Here is a 16685-nt window from a genome sequence, read left to right on the forward strand (position 1 = left end):
TATATAATGAGAAAACGTACAAATCATAAAGAAACTTAAACAATCACTCGTTGAGGCTCATATTTAATTCTGATGAGCCACCATCATTATCAGTTAAGCGAGTGGCTGAGTCTATTTGTGAAATTTGCCATTATTATCCGGAGAATTGTCCATGACCATAGCAGTCGGACGCGGCCAAGAGCGAGGATGGTTTGACGTCCTCGACGACTGGCTCAAGCGTGATCGGTTCGTCTTTATTGGTTGGTCCGGCGTTTTACTATTCCCCACCGCCTTTTTGGCACTGGGTGGATGGTTTACCGGCACAACCTTCGTTACATCTTGGTATTCCCACGGTCTTGCCAGCTCCTACCTAGAGGGCTGCAACTTTTTGACCGTTGCCATTTCCACACCTCCCGATAGCTTAGGGCACTCCCTCTTACTACCTTGGGGACCCGAAGCACAGGGTAACCTGACCCGCTGGTTCCAGCTGGGCGGCCTGTGGACTTTTGTGGCACTGCACGGTGCCATTTCACTGGTGGGCTTCATGCTGCGTCAGTTTGAGATTGCGCGTCTTGTCGGCGTGCGTCCTTACAACGCCATTGCCTTTAGTGCACCCATTGCAGTTTTTGTCTCAGTCTTTTTGATGTACCCCTTGGGCCAGTCAAGCTGGTTCTTTGCACCGAGCTTTGGTGTCGCGGGCATCTTTAGATTCATTCTGTTTGTTCAAGGTTTCCACAACTTCACCCTCAACCCCTTTCACATGATGGGCGTTGCCGGTGTGTTGGGTGGCGCGCTTCTATGTGCGATTCACGGTGCCACAGTGGAGAACACCTTGTTTGAAGACGGTTCAGAGTCCAGCACTTTTGGTGCCTTCAACCCGACTCAAGCAGAAGAGACCTATTCAATGGTCACAGCAAACCGTTTCTGGTCACAGATTTTCGGTATTGCTTTCTCCAACAAGCGCTGGCTGCACTTCTTCATGCTGTTTGTACCGGTTACCGGTCTATGGATGGCATCGATTGGAATTGTGGGTATTGCTTTGAACCTGCGTAGCTACGACTTCATCTCTCAGGAAGTCAGAGCGGCAGAAGACCCTGAGTTTGAGACGTTCTACACCAAGAATATTCTGCTCAACGAAGGTCTGCGTGCCTGGATGGCTCCGCAAGACCAGCCTCATGAAAACTTCATCTTCCCTGAAGAAGTACTGCCTCGCGGTAATGCTCTCTAAAGAGAAAGATGTCAAAGTTTTAGCTTTATAGCTGAAAGGAGCCTTGCTAGTCGAGGCTCCTTTTTTATGCTTAGCCATCTGGAAGCTTCCAGCCAGCTAAATCATCTATCTGAATGTTGTAATTGATAAGTCAATAGGTGAGCCGGAAGGTTGATTCTAAAAACCACCTCCAGCACCCCCACCTCCACTGGAACCACCTCCAAAACCTCCACCGCTACTCCCTGCATGATGATTGTGGCTACTTCCTCGATTAAAGAATAGAGAGCATAACCATAAAATACCGAAGAGCATTATCTTCCACCATTGCTTAATCCACGTAGACCAGGGGCGGCTCGAACGACCTGAGTCCTTGTTTTGCAATGCTGTGACTAAAACCGATGTTCCCGAAAGAACGCCTTGATCAAAGTGATCTTGCTTGAGACTGGGGATAATCTGATCGTCAATGAGCTGCTTCACTTCGGTATTGGGCAAGATGGGTTCGATGCCATAGCCGGTCTCAATTTCTACTCTACGATCGCCCTTTGAGACCAAAAATAAGACGCCATTATCTTTCCCTTTTTTACCAATCCCCCAAGTATTAAACAACTCGGTTGCAAATGTCTTTGGAGATTTCGAGGGAGAAGTCTCTGGGACCGTGACCACTGCAATCTCACTACTATTTTCAGCCTCTAGCTCTGAGATCATCTGATTAAGCTTCAGCTCTGTCGGCGCGCTCAAAACATCAGCCATATCAGTGACCCAACCACCATTGTTCTGTCGCGGGTTGGGAACTTGTTCAATAGAAACGGCGATCGCAGGCAAAGTTGAACTCGCAATGGCTGCAGCACTTGCAAAACCTGCACACTGAATTTTGAAGGGCGTAGAAGCTAGCATTCGTTGCCTCGTAGTTGTAACTGAAAGCACTGTCCTTGTGCTGTTATGAGTAGCTTCCTGTAAAAATAGGAGCACTACAATCGGGTTTTTTCAGATCTTTGTCATGCGATCCTCAACGGCTCGAATTAGCTTTAGGGAGATTCCGTCTCTTTCCGAAGCTGCAGAGAAACGCTTCGGATCAGGAAAAAGACTCTTGTTTCTGAGTTTCTGTTTGACAGGTATTGTCAAGGGGTACGAAATCTATTTTTGAGTTGCACTGCAGGGGCTCAATCAATACCTGTGGAGGGAACTTGCGATCGCCACTCTTCTCAAAGGCAATCTTCCCGGTTGCCCCCCAAACACTGAAGCTAGGGTCAGCTAGGGCATTACGGGTTCCTGTCGGACTAGGTTGAGTCTGGGTCCGCAAGGCAGCAATCATGGCACGCGTTGCATCATAGGTCAGGGCCGTTTGTCCTTGAATCGAGGTGCCCCACAGTTGGGCTGTGTGCTTGGGGAAATCTGGGTTGGGGCTAGTGGCAGGATGCCAGGGGACAGAGACGACAAGGGATGGCTGGCGTACATTCGGCAGCACTTCTAAGGTTTTAGCGTTGTGGATTCCCCACGAACCGACGATGGCGTGGCGTCCGGCGTTGGCAGCAATCAGTTGAAAGGCGTTCTCCTGAGCCGGAGAGACTTCGCCGTCTGGAACCAGCAGGATTGCAATCTCACTGGGGTTGCCGTATTGGGCTAGGGTTGCGATCGCATCTTCAGGATCAAATCCAGGGCTAGCTAAATCTGAGAGTGGATCGTTTTGCTGCACCTGCCGAACGATCTGGCCGCCTGCTTGCTGATAGATGTCCTTGAAGTCATCCCAAAAAGAGTGGGTAAAGGGACTCTGAGGGTTGTAGTAAATCATCACTTTTTTCTGATTGGTTTTGATCAGATGGTTCGCGACAGACGTTGCTTCCACCGTTGTGACCGGAACCGTACGGAAAAAGTATCCCCCACCCATTTGCACCAGATCCTTGGCTGTCGAACCCGGCGAAATGACCGGAACCTGATGCTCCCGATAGATGGGGATTGTAGGTTCAGACATGTCGCTAGCGTAGTGACCCACCACCCCCATAATCCTCGGGTTAGAGACTAGATCCCGTGCTCGCTGCTGAGCTTGATCGGCCACGTTCCAGTCATCGGCAATCACAACTTTGAGACCGATTTGGTCACCCACAGGGTTTGGTTTCAGAAATGAGACATCTAGCGGTTTTGGCAGCTTACCTAGATTGAGATTGGCCTCTGTCTGGGCCTGGGCAATGCCTCGAAGGAGTTGATAAGCCAATGCGTGACTTGAAATTTGGTTGTTATCTTGACGATGCAGAAATGGAACGCTCACGGCAATCGTGTGGTGCTTGATTTGAGAGGCATCTATGATCGCATTGTTGAGATAGATCAGCGTTTCAGGATCGGCTCCATCGTCTTGCCAAGATTCCAGTAGTTTCTGGATACCCTCTTGATACTTTGCCTGGGCCAGCAAACGAACTGCTTTAACTTTGTGAACCGGACGAGACCCTAGAATCTCCTCGCCCGTGCTGATGTAGTCACCTTGCAGCGGATGAGTTAATGGATTTCTCCAGGGCTGTGCTACGAGTAGAATGCCCGCAGCGACAGCACCCAGAATTCCCCCACATTTTGCCCAAAGACGAAGAGGCTTGAGTAATCTGTTCGGCACAGTAGGGGCCTGAGGCCAAGTCAGAGCAGTAGCCTGAGGCTGCTGGAAGAGGGTCGGTAGCCAAGTTGCATAGGGAAAACGATCTTGAAGAGCCTCTAGATCATGCTGGGCCGCCAGCACCGCGTGGTGAATTGAGCGACCCGCAATTGAGAACTGTTGGATAAAAGACTGGAAAAAACGGTGGGCGACCGGATCAGGGACCGGCTCTCGCATGTAGATGACGTAGGGAATCTTTAGATCTGAGAGATGACGCGCTAATCCTAAACCATCACAGGAATTGAAGATGCAGATTTTCAGTCCACTGGCGGCTGCGATCCTTAGATGATGATGGAGTTCTTTCGAGGTAAAGCTATCGGTCTCGTTAATGGATAAGATGCCTCGCTGGTCTTCTGTGCGGCTGTGGCCAGCGAAGAATAAGATATCCCAGCCCTGTTCATGCATGAGGGCTTGAGCAACTTGATGACGATTAGGCTGTTCGAGACAGGTTAGCTCGATGTGGGGAATCGCATTGAGGATTTCTAGGTCTGGGGTTAGGTTAAGGTTGCGATCGCATCCCAATATTGCCAACACCCGCACCGGAGAGGTCAAGGTACTGGCCTGACCCTGCTGATACTCTAGAGAACCTAGCGAAATAGGAATTTGGCGATCGTGTCGCTGTAACTGATCCCAAAGATGCCACGGTAGCCGCTGCAGCTCAGGGTTATCCGTTCGAATCAGCAGCCGGATATCCTCAGAAGCACCATAAACTTCAGAAAGCTGACGAGTGATGCGCTGAAAATCTCCAGAGGCGTTGAGCCATTGCCGAAAGCGACTCTCCAATTGCTGGGCAGCAGCATCACACTGCTGCTTAGCCTGCTGCTTTTTGCGCCTTAGATTCAGACTCTGTGCTGAGGCCGCTTCAAATTCGAGTCGAGTGGCTTCACCCAAATTGCAGTAGTATCCGTGCCAGTCTGCATAGAGAGTCGTTAGATCGGTATTCGGTGTCAAAGTGCCCAGCAGGGTGCCCTGGGTTTGAAAGCTTCCTTCTGTGCGCCACTCCAGTGCAGCTTGGACCCCTTCAGACAGTTGGCCCCGCAGCCTCAGCACGATAATATGCATCACTTTACTCGCCTAAATGACAAAATTTTCAACGTGTTGGGCCTCGCCATAGCTCAGTTGAAGATAGAAACGTTCATCGAGAGCCGCACTAAAGGGTCGAGGAATCAGGTCACCACTACTCGTTGGCGAGAGCTGCTGAAAGGTCTGTCCGGCGGCATCGACAACGGCAAGCTGTAGATTACTGGGCAGTGGCTGCTCAGCCTCAATGACTAGTTCAATTTTGAAGCTACCCTCTGCTTTCGGCGATAGAGCCATGATCACTTCCACATTAAGATCATGGAGCTGAATCGTTTTGGACACCAACGCCTGATCACGAAGGTCAGAAGCAGATAACTGGAGCTTCTCAGCCTCAACGCTGCGAGTGGCGAGGCTCATCTCTGCCAACGTGAAGTCTTGCGATAGCTGCCACCCGTGGAATGCTCCCACAGCAGACTCTACCAGTATATTCCCTTGTTCTCTTGCCCAGGCCCAGACTTGACTTAGGACCGTAGTTTGACTCTCATGCAGGTACTGAGGGAGTGCTTCAATAGGCTGAAGCTGACTAAGGAAAATTTTTCCGCTGGGTGGAATGGGCTGAGGATTAAAGCCTAGAATTTGAGCCTGCTCAAGATGATCTTCAATCTGCACCATTACGTAGGCGATGCGATCGCACCAAGCATCCACCGGCACCTGAAAGGTTGTCTCGCCAGCCTGGATCGGGCAGCACTCCAGTCGGCCCATATCTTTGACCACGAGATCTGCTCCCTCTAGCAGCTGGGAAAGAATGGAACTGTGGCGCGGTTCAACCTCAAAGGCCATGCATTTCAGATAAAAATCAACGGCATAAACCGCTAGACCATTGCGAAACTGCTGCTGATTGTGATCGGCATCGAACTGCGGCTGTACCTGTTTTTGGGCAATGTTCCAGGCTTTAGAAGTCAGCGGAACCGGAAAACCTGAGATTGAAGTTGAAGAGGTCATAGGTAAGGGTTAAAGCAACGACAGGTTCTAAGGAGTAATTCTAGAGATACTGATTAAAGTAGGGCAGTAGTTTCTGCAGAGTCCGCTGGAAAAAACAGGACAGCGTTTGGATCGGGATGCCGGTTTGGTCCGCCAGCTCTCGCCAGGTTTTGCCTTGGATATGACGGGCGATCGCCAAACATTGAAACGTAACCGTTGGGTGATGTCTAACGGCATAGGCGGCCAGCTTGCCCTCTGGATCTGTTTCTAGAAAAACCTGAAGTTTTTCATGTTCACGATCTGCCTCAGGATAGGGGATTTTATCCGGCTCAAAAAGAGGGACAGCAGGCTGTTCGCCCATCAGCTCTCGAAACTTGAAGCTCAGCGTACTGTTGACCCAAGCCATCACGGGATGCTCGCGTCGGTAAAGCTCAGGCTTCTGACAGATATAGAAATACATTTTCTGTTTAGCCTCGTTATATAGGTCAGCAAAGGCAGGGGCTGAATAGAACTGAGCATACTTTCTCAATCGATTCAGTTGCCCTGACTGCTCAATGGTGATCACCAGCCGAGTCAATGCTTGCTGCCGAGCAATGGACTGTGAAGGATGGCCTTGAGCTTCTAACACTAACGCCAATAATTTTTGATCAATGGACTCATCCATATCTGGCTCTGAGGTTGAAGAGAAATGAGAGAGTCCCTCCTTTGTAAGCACTAAGGTCTCTATTTCTTTTGAATCAGGAACTGTGGTCTCCAGCATTGGCGCTTTTGGCCCCTATTCGTGCAAAAATTCGGCTCCATTCATAGGGTCTTATGGACTGATGGTCCTATATTCTGCATTTCGTTACAGAGGTTAATATTTTCCGATTTTGCAGAAAAAGGGATGACTTTTCTCTATAGAACATCAGAAGGGTTTGCGGGCATCAACTGTTAGCCTGTTTTGGCAAAAGATGTGCCGGATTCTTTTACCCCATGTGGTGAAGGCTCCAAATCAATCCACGAAATTCCACGATCCAGTCCTGTTGTTTTCACAAGCGTCTGCATGAATTTTAGGTAAGGCTGTTGCGCAGGCAATACAGAATTATCCAGAACATTTGGGTCACGTCCTCATTACCGATTTCCAATAAATCCTGAAAATATCCAATTGTTCTTTGAAGTTCATCATCAGACGCTAGAACTAAGCCGAACGGAGGGTTATTTTTATTCTTCAATTCTCCTCTTGAGGCGGTTTGCATCATCAATTCTATCTGAAAAAAATTTCGCCAAATATTCTAGGACTCTTTACTCAATGAGGCATTTAAATCATGCGAATCACAACTCGCTGTATTGGATGAACCGTCAGCGCTATCCTTTCCGGCATGACGGCACCACCCGCTGTAGGTCAGGCTCAGCCCTATCCATCGGTTGTCGTTGAGACTTATCTCGCAGCATGTTCCAAAGATAGTCATGTTCCTCAGTCCTACTGTGAATGCACCATTTGAGAACTGCAGCGAACCATGAGCTTCGGAGATTACATGAAATTTTCTCTCGCGCTGCAGCAAAATCCAAAGACTCCATCGCCGACGGCCTTAACGAGTGCTGTCGCTGCTTGTCTACCCGCAAATGATCAGCAAGCTGCTCCAGAGAAAGATCGTTCCACGTTCTCTCAACGTCCCCCGTCAGAGTACCCCTCTATCGCTGTGCAAGCCTTCATGAAGGGATGTGAGCGGAGTGGTGAAGCGCCGCCCGGATTCTGTCAGTGCTCGATTGATGAAGTTCAAAAGCAGATGTCTTTTGATGCATTTGTACGGTGGACGTTTCAAGAACAGCAAGATGTATCTAATCTCCCTCCTGCATTTCAGAAGTCTGTACTTCTATGCGCCCTGAAGCATGGCGAGCCTCAGCGGGGGAGGCCACAACTGCCTAGCGTTTGAGCTGGTGAGTCCTTATTTATACCCTGCTGTGCCTGATCATCGCTCCTGATAAATACTTTCATGGTGAACCAACATGGTTGTACTGATCTGTTTTTCCATTGGCGTTGGTGTCGGTTGCGGGGTTGCGATCGCAACCCTCATCTGGCTGCGGCGGCGAGACCAGGTTATCGACAGTCTCATCCAGCTAGAGCAGTTAGTGGGTCATGCGGGCACGGTGGAAATGCCGTTTGATCACCACAGTCAGGGCAAGGTGCGGGTGGATATCAATGGCTCTGCCCTTAACCTGCGGGCCTTTACTGACGACGTTCAGGGGTTCAAATTAGGCGATCGTGTCGTTGTGATGGCAACCCAGGGCGATCGGGTGTGGGTGGTCTCAGAGCAGACTTTCAAAACTTAGCGAAAGTCATACTTCCAGCGTTTGCAATTGTATCGAGGTAACCATGAATAAGCAGCTTTATTCAACTGACCGGATCATCGCTCAGTCTTCAGAAGGAACCACAACTCAGCCGGGGTTCGATGTTGAAATTCAGCCCCCCTCTAATATTCTGGGTGTCGGATTGCCTCTGGCTTTAGCCGTCTGCGGTAGTGTGCTGAGCGTTTGGTTTTTGAAGTCTTTCTTAGTGATTTGTAAGCCCAGCGAAGTGGTCATTCTCTCGGGGCGTAAGTGGCGCACTCCAGAGGGTCAGCGGGTCGGCTACCGCGTGATCACCGGGGGGCGTGCGATGCGCATCCCCATCGTGGAGACGGTGAAGCGGATGGATGTCACGACGATGCCCGTGCCGGTGGAAGTCCATAATGCCTATTCCAAAGGCGGAATTCCCTTGCATATTCAGGCGATCGCAAATATCAAAATCTCCAGCAATCCCAAGGTGGTCGGTAATGCCATTGAGCGATTCTTGGGGCATAAACGCACAGAAATTATCCGAGTCGCTCAAGAAACATTGGCGGGCAATCTGCGCGGCGTTGTCGCCACCCTAACCCCAGAACAGGTCAACGAAGATCGTCTCAAATTTGCCGAACATATTGCCTCAGATGTCAGCCGACAACTGCAGACCTTAGGGCTCCATTTAGATATTCTCAAAATTCAGAGCGTTGCAGACGATGTCGACTACCTCAGTTCTCTCGGTCGCAAGCGAATCGCCATGATTTTGCGTGATGCCGAAGTGGCAGAGTCTGATGCACTAACGGCGGCAGAACAAGAGGAGGCTGAGTGCCAGGAGCGGTCGCAGGTGGCCGAGACTCAGGATCGGATTGTGATCATTGAGCAGGAGAATCAGCTCCGTAAAATCACAGCCCAACTGGAGCGACAGGCGCGCTCTGAAGAAGAAATTACCGTCGCGGCGACAAATGAACGACAGGCCAAAATGGAGCAAGTCTTACAAACCCTCCGGGCCAAAGTAGAGCGCTTGCGGCTGCAGGCCGATCAAATCTTACCGGCTCAAGCACAACAGCAGGCCGCAGAGCTACGACAGCGGGGCAACGCCGCCATTTTGGAGGAGAACGCTCGCGCTGCGGCCCTCGTCAACGACATGCTAGCTGAGGTATGGCAAGAGATTGGCACGGATGCCTCTCAAGTCTTCTTAAGTCAGCAGATCGAAACCGTGCTGCGTGAGGCAGTGCAGATTCCTGAGCGACTGAAGCTGCACCAGGTCAGCGTGGTGGACAACGGCGATGGTAAGGCCATCGCGAGCCTAGTCAAAGTTTACCCCCAGGTAGTGCGCCAGTTCCTAGACAGTCTCCACGAAACCCTGGGGATTGATGTCGTCGGCACGCTGACGCAGGCACAACTGCCTTCCTCGGATAGCCATTCTCATCAACTACAAGCATAGGGGAACAATTATGGAACTCATTCTCATCTTCATGGGCCTCGGAAGCCTTAGCGTTGCCACTGGCTGGGGCGTCATTCAAAACTTCTATCGCATTTGCCAACCCAGCGAAGTCTTGATCTTTGCCGGTCGCCGGACGCGATTAGCCAGTGGTCAGTCCATGGGCTATCGCCTAGTCAAGGGCGGCAGCAGTCTGCAGGTGCCCCTATTAGAGCAGACCTTCCACATGGATCTGACGAATATGATTATTGACCTGCAGGTGACCGGGGCCTATTCCAAAGGCGGCATTCCGCTGACGGTTACAGGGGTCGCCAACATCAAAATTGCCAGTACAGAACCGACTATTCACAACGCCATTGAACGTCTCTTGGGTAAAAAGCGGGAGCAGATTGAGCAACTGGCGAAAGAAACCCTAGAGGGAAATCTACGGGGAGTACTAGCAAGTCTCACACCAGAACAGGCCAATTCCGACCAGCTTGCCTTTGCCAAGAGCCTTTTAGACGAGGCCGAAGAAGATCTAGAAAAACTGGGCCTTTTATTGGACAGCTTGCAAATTCAAACCATTTCTGACGAAGTGAGCTATCTCGATTCTTTAGGGCGTCAGCAGCAAGCAGAGCTGATCCGCGACGCTCGCATTGCAGAAGCTCAGTCCAGAGCCGAGTCTGTGATTAAGGACTCGGCCAACCTCCGCAGTACCGCACTCCGAAAGCTGCAGCGGGACGAAGAAATTGCCAAGGCTAATGCGGAAAAACGGGTACGGGATGCGCTGACAAAAAGGGTAGCGGCGATCGCAGAGGTTGAATCTGTTGTAGAGGTCCAGGTTGCTCGCGTCAAGGCTGAAGCTGCTGTGGAAACAGAGCGAATTCATCAGGTAGAGCAGCAGCTTCAAGCGGAAGTGATTGCCCCAGCTGAAGCGGACTGTGAAGTTGCGATCGCATCTGCCAAAGGCCAAGCCGCCCGCATTATCGAAGAAGGTAAAGCCCAGGCCACCGGCACTCGACAGTTGGGGCAATCTTGGCAGTCGGCTGGGTCCAATGCTCAGGACATTTTTATGTTTCAGCAGCTGCATATTTTAACCAAATTAATGGCCGCTAGCGTCCCGGAAGTAAGCGTGAAAAACGTCAGCGTTATCGATACCCAAGACGGGGCCACCGCCACTAAATTGGCCGCCTTCATAGAACAATTCCAGCAAGCCACCGGCATAGATATGTATCGAATGCTAGGGAAATAGGCTGCCTTCGATCCCCCCGTCGCTTCGCACCCTATTTCCAACCCGCTCGGTCAGCTATCTTCAGCGCTTCTGGATTATTGCGACCATAGGCACTGACGTTAACCGTATCAGCCTTAAACTCGCCATAGGTATCAATAATCTTAGAGTTCTTAGTTCCCTCTACGGCCGGATACTCATTATTGCTATCGGCAAAAATAGCTTGGGCTGCAGGGCTGGCTAAATACTCAATAAACTTGACGGCGTTCTCTTTATGAGGTGCATTAGCGACAACACCTGCGCCACTAATATTAACGTGGGTTCCACGCCCGTCCTGATTTGGAAACAACACCGTTGTTTTAGCAGTAACGTCCAGATCTTCTGCCTTCTCTGAACTGGCAAGTCGAGCCACATAGTAGTGATTGGCAATAGCGGCATCGCATTGTCCCGCAGCCACCGATTTGATTTGTGAGATGTCGCCCCCTTCAGGATCACGGGCAAAGTTGCTCACCAGCCCCTTCACCCAAGCTTCCGTCTTTTCAGTACCCTGCGATTCAACCATAGAACCCAGAAGTGACTGGTTATAGACATTACTAGAGCTACGAACACAGACGCGTCCCTTCCACTCTGGCTGGGCAAGATCTTCGTAGGTCGAGAGCTGATCAGGTTGGACGCGGTCTTTGTTATAGACAATGACTCTGGCTCGGCGCGTCAACCCAAACCACAGCCCCTCCGGGTGGCGCAAACTTGCAGGAATTTTTTCTTCTAGCGCAGCAGACGAGATAGGCTGCAGCAGCTGAGCTTCTTCTGCTCGCCATAGACGGCCAGCATCAACCATCACCAGCACATCGGCCTTTGTATTGCTGCCTTCATTTTTGATCCGCTCCAGCAGCTCGTCGTTTTTGCCCTCTATCAAATTCACCTTGATGCCGGTTTGTTCTGTAAAGGTGTCATAGAGAAGCTGATCGGTATCGTAGTGACGGGCCGAATAGACATTGACCTCAGCCTGCGGCGATGAATCTTGGCTGGCACACCCCCATAGAGCTAATGCAGCGAGTCCAGCAAGATAGCAACGTCCCATATGCCTGTAATTACGCATGACAAGTATCGGTCTCTTTAATGAAAATCTTTCTTAATAGGAATCCTAAGGTATCGAAGTTTTGCCCCATCTGTCAATCCGAGCAAGGTTTCACTTGCTGTTCATGCCGTCAATCGGCGATATGGACGGGCTTCCTAAAAAGAGATTAGACCTTCAGCGAAGTCAGGCTCATCATCTTCGAGCACTTGGGTGAAGTTCGCCACGTGCTGATTCGACGAGTCGATTCAGCATCATCTACACAAGAGAAAGAAGCAATCCGTTGGCTGTCGCTGTCTTTCAAGCAAAGCCTTGGCGGTTTCCGTGGCGAGCGATCTAGCCGGATCGTCTTAGGGAGCGTCTTCGTGATCGATCTGCTCTAGAGCTGCAGATACAGCAGAAACGGTGGTCCGTAACTGGTCCTCGGTGTGTAGACAGCTAATGAAAAAGCGGAGGCGATCTTCATTCTTGGGAACGCTAGGGTAAATCATCGGCTGAACGTTGATCCCCATCTGAAACAGTATCTGAGAGAGCCGAAAAGCTTTTAAGGTATCGCCGACAATAACCGGCACAATCGCAGAGTGCTGGCTCGTGCCCGTATTCAGTCCCTTAGATCGGGCTAGCTCGAGAAAAAACTGCGATCGCTCATGGAGCTGGGCAACCCGTTCTGGTTCAGCGCTGAGCTGCTCTAAGGCCGCCAATGCCGCCGCTGTGTTTGCCGGAGACATGCCGATGCTGTAGACAAAGCCGGGAGCAGTGCATTTGAGATAGTCTACAAGGGTTTTGCTGCCTGCAATATAGCCACCACAGCTAGCGAAGGATTTGCTTAGCGTCCCCATCCACACATCAACGTCGGTCGGATCAATGCCAAAGTATTCGCTGATGCCGCGCCCATGTTGCCCTAATACGCCAATGGAATGCGCTTCATCAACCATCAAAAAAGTCTTATAGCGCTGTTTTAGCTTGATAAAGTCTGGCAGCGGGGGGATATCGCCATCGGCACTGTAAATTCCTTCAATGACAATTAAGACGCGTCGATATTGCTGGCGCTGCTTTTGCAAAAGAGTTTCTAGGGCTGCGCTATTGCTGTGGGGAAATGCGATCGCACGTGCCCCAGATAGCTGACAGCCTTGAATGACGCTGTTATGACTGAGCGCATCATAGAGAATCAGATCGTTCGGACCAAAAAGATGACTAATCGTGGTGACATTCGTCGCATGACCCGCCACAAACGTGACGCAATCTTCTACCCCAATCAGCTTCGCAATACTGTGTTCTAGCTCTAGGTGCAAAGGCTTCTCACCAGAGGCAACTCGACTAGCCGAGACCGAAGTACCGTAGCAATCAATAGCCTCCTTGGCCGCCGCCGACACAATGGGATGACCCGAGAGCCCTAGATAGTTGTAGGTCGCAAAATTGATAAGTTCACGACCGGCAATGGTGGTCGTATTGAGTGCAGTCCCCGTATGCGTTGAGAAATAAGGATTTTGAATGCCAAGCAGTTGAATCTGTTCCTGCTGCTGGTGCAGCTGCTGCACTTCAGGAAATAAGTCAAAGTGACAAGCCTCGGCCGGAATCTGCAGCGAACCCGCAGCCTTCTCTGTTAGAAGCTGCGCCAATAGCTCTCGCTTTTCAGCCGCAGATAAGTCGGCAACATGGTTAGCAGACTCACCCATGCTCATTTTCTGCTAAGAGATTACCCAACAGTCCTTCCACCTCTTCGTCACTCATCTGGTCAACCTGCGTCAGCATTCGCTCAGCTTCTTGCTGCTGCGGACTCCTTGACGGAGCTGAGAGCGAACTCTGCTGCATCAACTGTTCTGACAATAATTGAATATTGGGATAATTCAATACCAGTGTCGGGTCTATACGACACCCTAGAAAGCTTTCCAGTTCCCCAGAAAGGTTAATCATGGTTATGGAGTTTAATCCATACTCAGTAAAGTCTCTATCTGGCTTGACAGACTGCACTTCAATTTCTAGTTCCTCCGCCAAGTGGGAGCTCAACCAAGCCTGAATGTCCTCAATTGAAGGCTGATTTGCATCACTATCGATCACATTCTGGGGAGGGGTAGACTGTTTTTGCAGGGACATTACTCTTTCTCGCACCTTAAACACAGGTTAACTGAATCAAGCTAAGCTGGGAACCGTAGAAGAGCAGCTTAGTTACCCTACATCCAGTTCTCTGGCCGTTCTCTTGGTTTTGCGCCATAGCCTGGTTACGCATCAGATCAGCAGCCGTGCGTCGCATCCATCGATTCACAGGCAAAGAACGGGCAAAGCTAGGGAAGCAACAGTACTCACGGAACAAGCGTTGCTGCCACAGAGTTAAGACATACAGATCTTGATGCTCACAGACAAAACTCTGCTCAATCAAGTACAAAGCATCCAAGTAAAGACTGCTACAAGAGCTTGTACAAGAACGACACGAAAAACTGATCATCATCTAAATAGAGGCTGAAGATACCTGCGTTCAAACCCTGCAGTGCATTGTACTGCACTACATAGATCGATAGGTTAGCGATCCATTTTTCATAGGCAGCCGGCGATGCCAATTCACTGCAGAACGCGCGACCCTAGGGCTGGGAGGTTGTGGAAAGCGAGGCATGAAAGTAAGCTCAGCCAAGGTTGTTCAAAGCTGGTTTTTGATCCGTGGGAACTTTCGTATAGAGAGGGATCCTGCATAGGACAGATCGCTCAGAGTCGCTTCCATTATGCTGGCAAGGGGTCGTCAAACTCTTCATCCAGCCCCTCAATCTTCTCACTATCGCTGGCACCGTTATGGTTATGGAACCCCACAGATCCGGTTGGTAGCTCATGATAGTAATTGGCTACCCGGAATAGGGTTGCTCTAAAAAAATCATGATTCATACGAGTTGAGGCCAGAAAGAGGTTGTTCTATTAGCCAAGTCGGTACGTCTGACAAGACTTTCACGCAAGCTAAATCTATCTGCTCTCATCCTCTTGGGTGAGTCTGATCAGGGAAAGCGCTCTTCAGGATGGAGGCGGGAACAATATTTATATATGTAAGAGAGTTTATTTGTATACAGAAACACCGTCGAGTGATAGTATTCGCTAAATTCTATGGTCGCTTGATATTTCTGAATTTTGACAGTTCACCTTTAAAATCAGCGTTTATCTATATTTACTCACCCCGAGTTCTCCATCCATGCACAAACTTTCTCAGGTGTCTGCGCACCCCGCTCGATTGCGCGCGGTGCTGGCTGTCCTAGCGGCCCTCACGATTGGTTCTCTCTTCACTTCAGAAGCAACAGCACTCCCGACAACAATCCCAGCAAGCCAAGAGATTCAGACCCTAGATCCATCTCAGCCTCGTGCATGGAGCAATAGTTCTTGTGCCACATCTCTGCCCCAGACGGTGCATTCAATTCTTAATCGCTCCTACGTGGCACAGCGTGGATGGGGAGTTTTGGTGACGTCGTTGGATCAGGGAACGGTCCTGTACAGCCACAATGCCGATCGCCACTTTATTCCGGCATCTAATACAAAAATTTTGACGACGGCTGCGGCCCTGCAGTCACTAGGCCCTTCATTCCCGATGGGTTCTAAGCCACTGAGCGAGTGGGTTAATACCATCAACACCTACAGCAACAATCGTTCTGCTGACTTCCTATTGCGTAAGATTGGGGGACAGCAAACTGTCCGCAACCGCTTGTTGGGAGATCTCGGCGTTGATCCAAGCCAGTACCGACAGAAGGATGGGTCGGGATTATCAAGATACAACCTCGCTTCACCCGCGACATTGGTCACTACTCTGCGGGGCATGAGCCGAACGCCCAACTGGTCAACGTTCTATCATTCGCTGCCCAGCGCTGGAGAGAGCGGTACGCTGAGAAATCGCCTGAAGCCATTGAGAGGTCAGGTACGGGCAAAGACGGGAACGCTACGCGGTGTGAGGGCGCTGTCTGGGTATCTCCAGCATCCTGACTATGGACCGCTAGCGTTCAGCATTTTGGCGAATCAGTCTTCTCGGTCTGGTTCGGTTTTAGTGCGGACGATTGATGAGATTGTTGTTAATATGGCTCGCTCTCGGCCCTGTGGCTATGGATCTACGTCGCTCTAATGGTTGGGAGGGTAGGTCGCTTTGATACACTGAACTGGCGATGATGAGTGAGATCAGGGCATCCTGAGAATATGGCATATCTATTCAATCATTCGAGAGTAATCATAAGGGTTGCAGCCAGCTTCTGTGGCGTCATGGTGGTGGGCTGCTCTTGGTTTGGGGACAGCTCTCAGCCTCCAGTGAGTACAACCGATCCTGGAGCGACACCTACCAGCCCAGCGGCGAGTGAATTACCCGGTGGTGAGGAGCCAACGCCTTCAACGGCGAAGGTGGAGCAGCCGTCAACGGGGGCAGAAACGCCATCAATAGAACCGGCGACGAACAAGCCCAGTCCACTGCCGAAGGAAGAACAGCAGGTTGTGAGTCAGGCGGTCAAGGAAGCTGAAAAGCAGGGCAATATTGCGCGGCAAGACACGGGCAAGACCTATCTCGACAATATTTTGCTGCTTCAGCAAACGGAACGATTTGTGGGGGGCACGTTTGTCCCAAACCTAGGGCAGCTCTCTGACGAAGTACCCAAGGAAACGACGGAGTATCAGTTCAAGGTGCTCAGGGCTGACACGAAGGAAGCGGTGGTGGTTGCGATCGCAAAGATCCCTGGCATCACGAGCTATGTGGGGGCCGCCTACAGCATTGAAGGCAGTACGCCGATCAGTGGTATCTGCCGGAGCAATCTACCGGCACAACAGGCACCGAAGCCTCCGAAGCTGGCGGGTAAATCAATTCAGTGTGCATCGGGTTCCACTGCGGTTGAGTAA

Annotated in this window: 16 protein-coding genes; 7 read left to right on the forward strand and 9 right to left on the reverse strand. The window is 50.7% G+C overall.

The window, feature by feature from the left end; all coding sequences use genetic code 11:
* Window positions 1-151 precede the first annotated feature (151 nt).
* Window positions 152-1207: a photosystem II reaction center subunit D2 gene (gene psbD, locus C1752_RS21210; RefSeq protein ID WP_110988058.1), complete on the forward strand. Its 1056-nt coding sequence runs from the start codon at window positions 152-154 to the stop codon at window positions 1205-1207.
* A gap of 156 nt (window positions 1208-1363) precedes the next feature.
* Here psbD and C1752_RS21215 read toward each other — a convergent pair whose 3' ends face one another.
* From C1752_RS21215 to C1752_RS21230, 4 genes are all read right to left on the reverse strand, one after another.
* On the reverse strand, window positions 1364-2080 hold the full coding sequence (locus C1752_RS21215; RefSeq protein WP_110988059.1) for a TPM domain-containing protein: 717 nt from the start codon (window positions 2078-2080) through the stop codon (window positions 1364-1366).
* A gap of 178 nt (window positions 2081-2258) precedes the next feature.
* Window positions 2259-4883, reverse strand: coding sequence for an ABC transporter substrate-binding protein (locus C1752_RS21220; protein WP_110988060.1), 2625 nt, complete (start codon window positions 4881-4883; stop codon window positions 2259-2261).
* Window positions 4884-4895: 12 nt separating this feature from the next.
* On the reverse strand, window positions 4896-5843 hold the full coding sequence (locus C1752_RS21225; protein ID WP_110988061.1) for a DUF1822 family protein: 948 nt from the start codon (window positions 5841-5843) through the stop codon (window positions 4896-4898).
* A gap of 40 nt (window positions 5844-5883) precedes the next feature.
* Complete coding sequence (locus C1752_RS21230; RefSeq protein WP_110988062.1) at window positions 5884-6582, reverse strand: hypothetical protein; 699 nt, start codon at window positions 6580-6582, stop codon at window positions 5884-5886.
* Between the two features lie 754 nt (window positions 6583-7336).
* Between C1752_RS21230 and C1752_RS21240 the strand changes: the two genes are divergently transcribed.
* From C1752_RS21240 to C1752_RS21255, 4 genes are all read left to right on the forward strand, one after another.
* Window positions 7337-7735, forward strand: coding sequence for a hypothetical protein (locus C1752_RS21240; RefSeq protein ID WP_146242393.1), 399 nt, complete (start codon window positions 7337-7339; stop codon window positions 7733-7735).
* Window positions 7736-7808: 73 nt separating this feature from the next.
* The gene (locus C1752_RS21245; RefSeq protein ID WP_110988065.1) at window positions 7809-8132 is read left to right on the forward strand and encodes an NfeD family protein; all 324 of its coding nucleotides are present in this window, start codon (window positions 7809-7811) and stop codon (window positions 8130-8132) included.
* Between the two features lie 43 nt (window positions 8133-8175).
* Complete coding sequence (locus C1752_RS21250; protein WP_110988066.1) at window positions 8176-9564, forward strand: flotillin family protein; 1389 nt, start codon at window positions 8176-8178, stop codon at window positions 9562-9564.
* 10 nt (window positions 9565-9574) lie between these two features.
* On the forward strand, window positions 9575-10792 hold the full coding sequence (locus C1752_RS21255) for a flotillin family protein (RefSeq protein ID WP_110988067.1): 1218 nt from the start codon (window positions 9575-9577) through the stop codon (window positions 10790-10792).
* Window positions 10793-10823: 31 nt separating this feature from the next.
* Here the strand turns inward: C1752_RS21255 and C1752_RS21260 are convergent, their stop codons facing one another.
* The 5 genes from C1752_RS21260 to C1752_RS28555 all read right to left on the reverse strand — a co-directional run bounded on the left by C1752_RS21260 (window position 10824) and on the right by C1752_RS28555 (window position 14714).
* Window positions 10824-11849 carry a Fe(3+) ABC transporter substrate-binding protein gene (locus tag C1752_RS21260; protein ID WP_233501796.1) on the reverse strand — a complete coding sequence of 342 codons (1026 nt, stop codon included), beginning with the start codon at window positions 11847-11849 and terminating at the stop codon, window positions 10824-10826.
* A gap of 344 nt (window positions 11850-12193) precedes the next feature.
* On the reverse strand, window positions 12194-13519 hold the full coding sequence (locus C1752_RS21265) for an aminotransferase class I/II-fold pyridoxal phosphate-dependent enzyme (protein ID WP_110988069.1): 1326 nt from the start codon (window positions 13517-13519) through the stop codon (window positions 12194-12196).
* Window positions 13512-13937, reverse strand: coding sequence for an acyl carrier protein (locus tag C1752_RS21270; RefSeq protein WP_110988070.1), 426 nt, complete (start codon window positions 13935-13937; stop codon window positions 13512-13514). Before C1752_RS21270 ends, C1752_RS21265 begins: the two co-directional genes overlap by 8 nt.
* 308 nt (window positions 13938-14245) lie before the next feature.
* The gene (locus C1752_RS30645; protein ID WP_488656254.1) at window positions 14246-14398 is read right to left on the reverse strand and encodes a hypothetical protein; all 153 of its coding nucleotides are present in this window, start codon (window positions 14396-14398) and stop codon (window positions 14246-14248) included.
* Window positions 14399-14555: 157 nt separating this feature from the next.
* A complete protein-coding gene (locus tag C1752_RS28555) occupies window positions 14556-14714 on the reverse strand; it encodes a hypothetical protein (protein WP_158535160.1) in 159 nt (52 codons plus the stop codon).
* Window positions 14715-15012: 298 nt separating this feature from the next.
* Here C1752_RS28555 and C1752_RS21280 point away from each other — a divergent pair, with 298 nt between their 5' ends.
* Together C1752_RS21280 and C1752_RS21285 are read left to right on the forward strand one after the other, a co-directional pair.
* Window positions 15013-15927, forward strand: a complete 915-nt coding sequence (locus C1752_RS21280; RefSeq protein ID WP_110988072.1) for a D-alanyl-D-alanine carboxypeptidase — start codon at window positions 15013-15015, stop codon at window positions 15925-15927.
* Window positions 15928-15998: 71 nt separating this feature from the next.
* The gene (locus tag C1752_RS21285; RefSeq protein WP_110988073.1) at window positions 15999-16685 is read left to right on the forward strand and encodes a type IV pilin-like G/H family protein; all 687 of its coding nucleotides are present in this window, start codon (window positions 15999-16001) and stop codon (window positions 16683-16685) included.

The organism is Acaryochloris thomasi RCC1774, from assembly GCF_003231495.1.
In the GTDB taxonomy this organism is placed as follows: Bacteria; Cyanobacteriota; Cyanobacteriia; order Thermosynechococcales; family Thermosynechococcaceae; genus RCC1774.

What these genes read in the sequence shown, in the direction of transcription:
- psbD (WP_110988058.1), top strand. Translation starts at nt 152, where the DNA reads ATGACCATAGCAGTCGGACGCGGCCAAGAGCGAGGATGGTTTGACGTC.
- C1752_RS21215 (WP_110988059.1), bottom strand. Translation starts at nt 2,080, where the DNA reads ATGCTAGCTTCTACGCCCTTCAAAATTCAGTGTGCAGGTTTTGCAAGT.
- C1752_RS21220 (WP_110988060.1), bottom strand. Translation starts at nt 4,883, where the DNA reads ATGCATATTATCGTGCTGAGGCTGCGGGGCCAACTGTCTGAAGGGGTC.
- C1752_RS21225 (WP_110988061.1), bottom strand. Translation starts at nt 5,843, where the DNA reads ATGACCTCTTCAACTTCAATCTCAGGTTTTCCGGTTCCGCTGACTTCT.
- C1752_RS21230 (WP_110988062.1), bottom strand. Translation starts at nt 6,582, where the DNA reads ATGCTGGAGACCACAGTTCCTGATTCAAAAGAAATAGAGACCTTAGTG.
- C1752_RS21240 (WP_146242393.1), top strand. Translation starts at nt 7,337, where the DNA reads ATGAAATTTTCTCTCGCGCTGCAGCAAAATCCAAAGACTCCATCGCCG.
- C1752_RS21245 (WP_110988065.1), top strand. Translation starts at nt 7,809, where the DNA reads ATGGTTGTACTGATCTGTTTTTCCATTGGCGTTGGTGTCGGTTGCGGG.
- C1752_RS21250 (WP_110988066.1), top strand. Translation starts at nt 8,176, where the DNA reads ATGAATAAGCAGCTTTATTCAACTGACCGGATCATCGCTCAGTCTTCA.
- C1752_RS21255 (WP_110988067.1), top strand. Translation starts at nt 9,575, where the DNA reads ATGGAACTCATTCTCATCTTCATGGGCCTCGGAAGCCTTAGCGTTGCC.
- C1752_RS21260 (WP_233501796.1), bottom strand. Translation starts at nt 11,849, where the DNA reads ATGGGACGTTGCTATCTTGCTGGACTCGCTGCATTAGCTCTATGGGGG.
- C1752_RS21265 (WP_110988069.1), bottom strand. Translation starts at nt 13,519, where the DNA reads ATGGGTGAGTCTGCTAACCATGTTGCCGACTTATCTGCGGCTGAAAAG.
- C1752_RS21270 (WP_110988070.1), bottom strand. Translation starts at nt 13,937, where the DNA reads ATGTCCCTGCAAAAACAGTCTACCCCTCCCCAGAATGTGATCGATAGT.
- C1752_RS28555 (WP_158535160.1), bottom strand. Translation starts at nt 14,714, where the DNA reads ATGAATCATGATTTTTTTAGAGCAACCCTATTCCGGGTAGCCAATTAC.
- C1752_RS21280 (WP_110988072.1), top strand. Translation starts at nt 15,013, where the DNA reads ATGCACAAACTTTCTCAGGTGTCTGCGCACCCCGCTCGATTGCGCGCG.
- C1752_RS21285 (WP_110988073.1), top strand. Translation starts at nt 15,999, where the DNA reads ATGGCATATCTATTCAATCATTCGAGAGTAATCATAAGGGTTGCAGCC.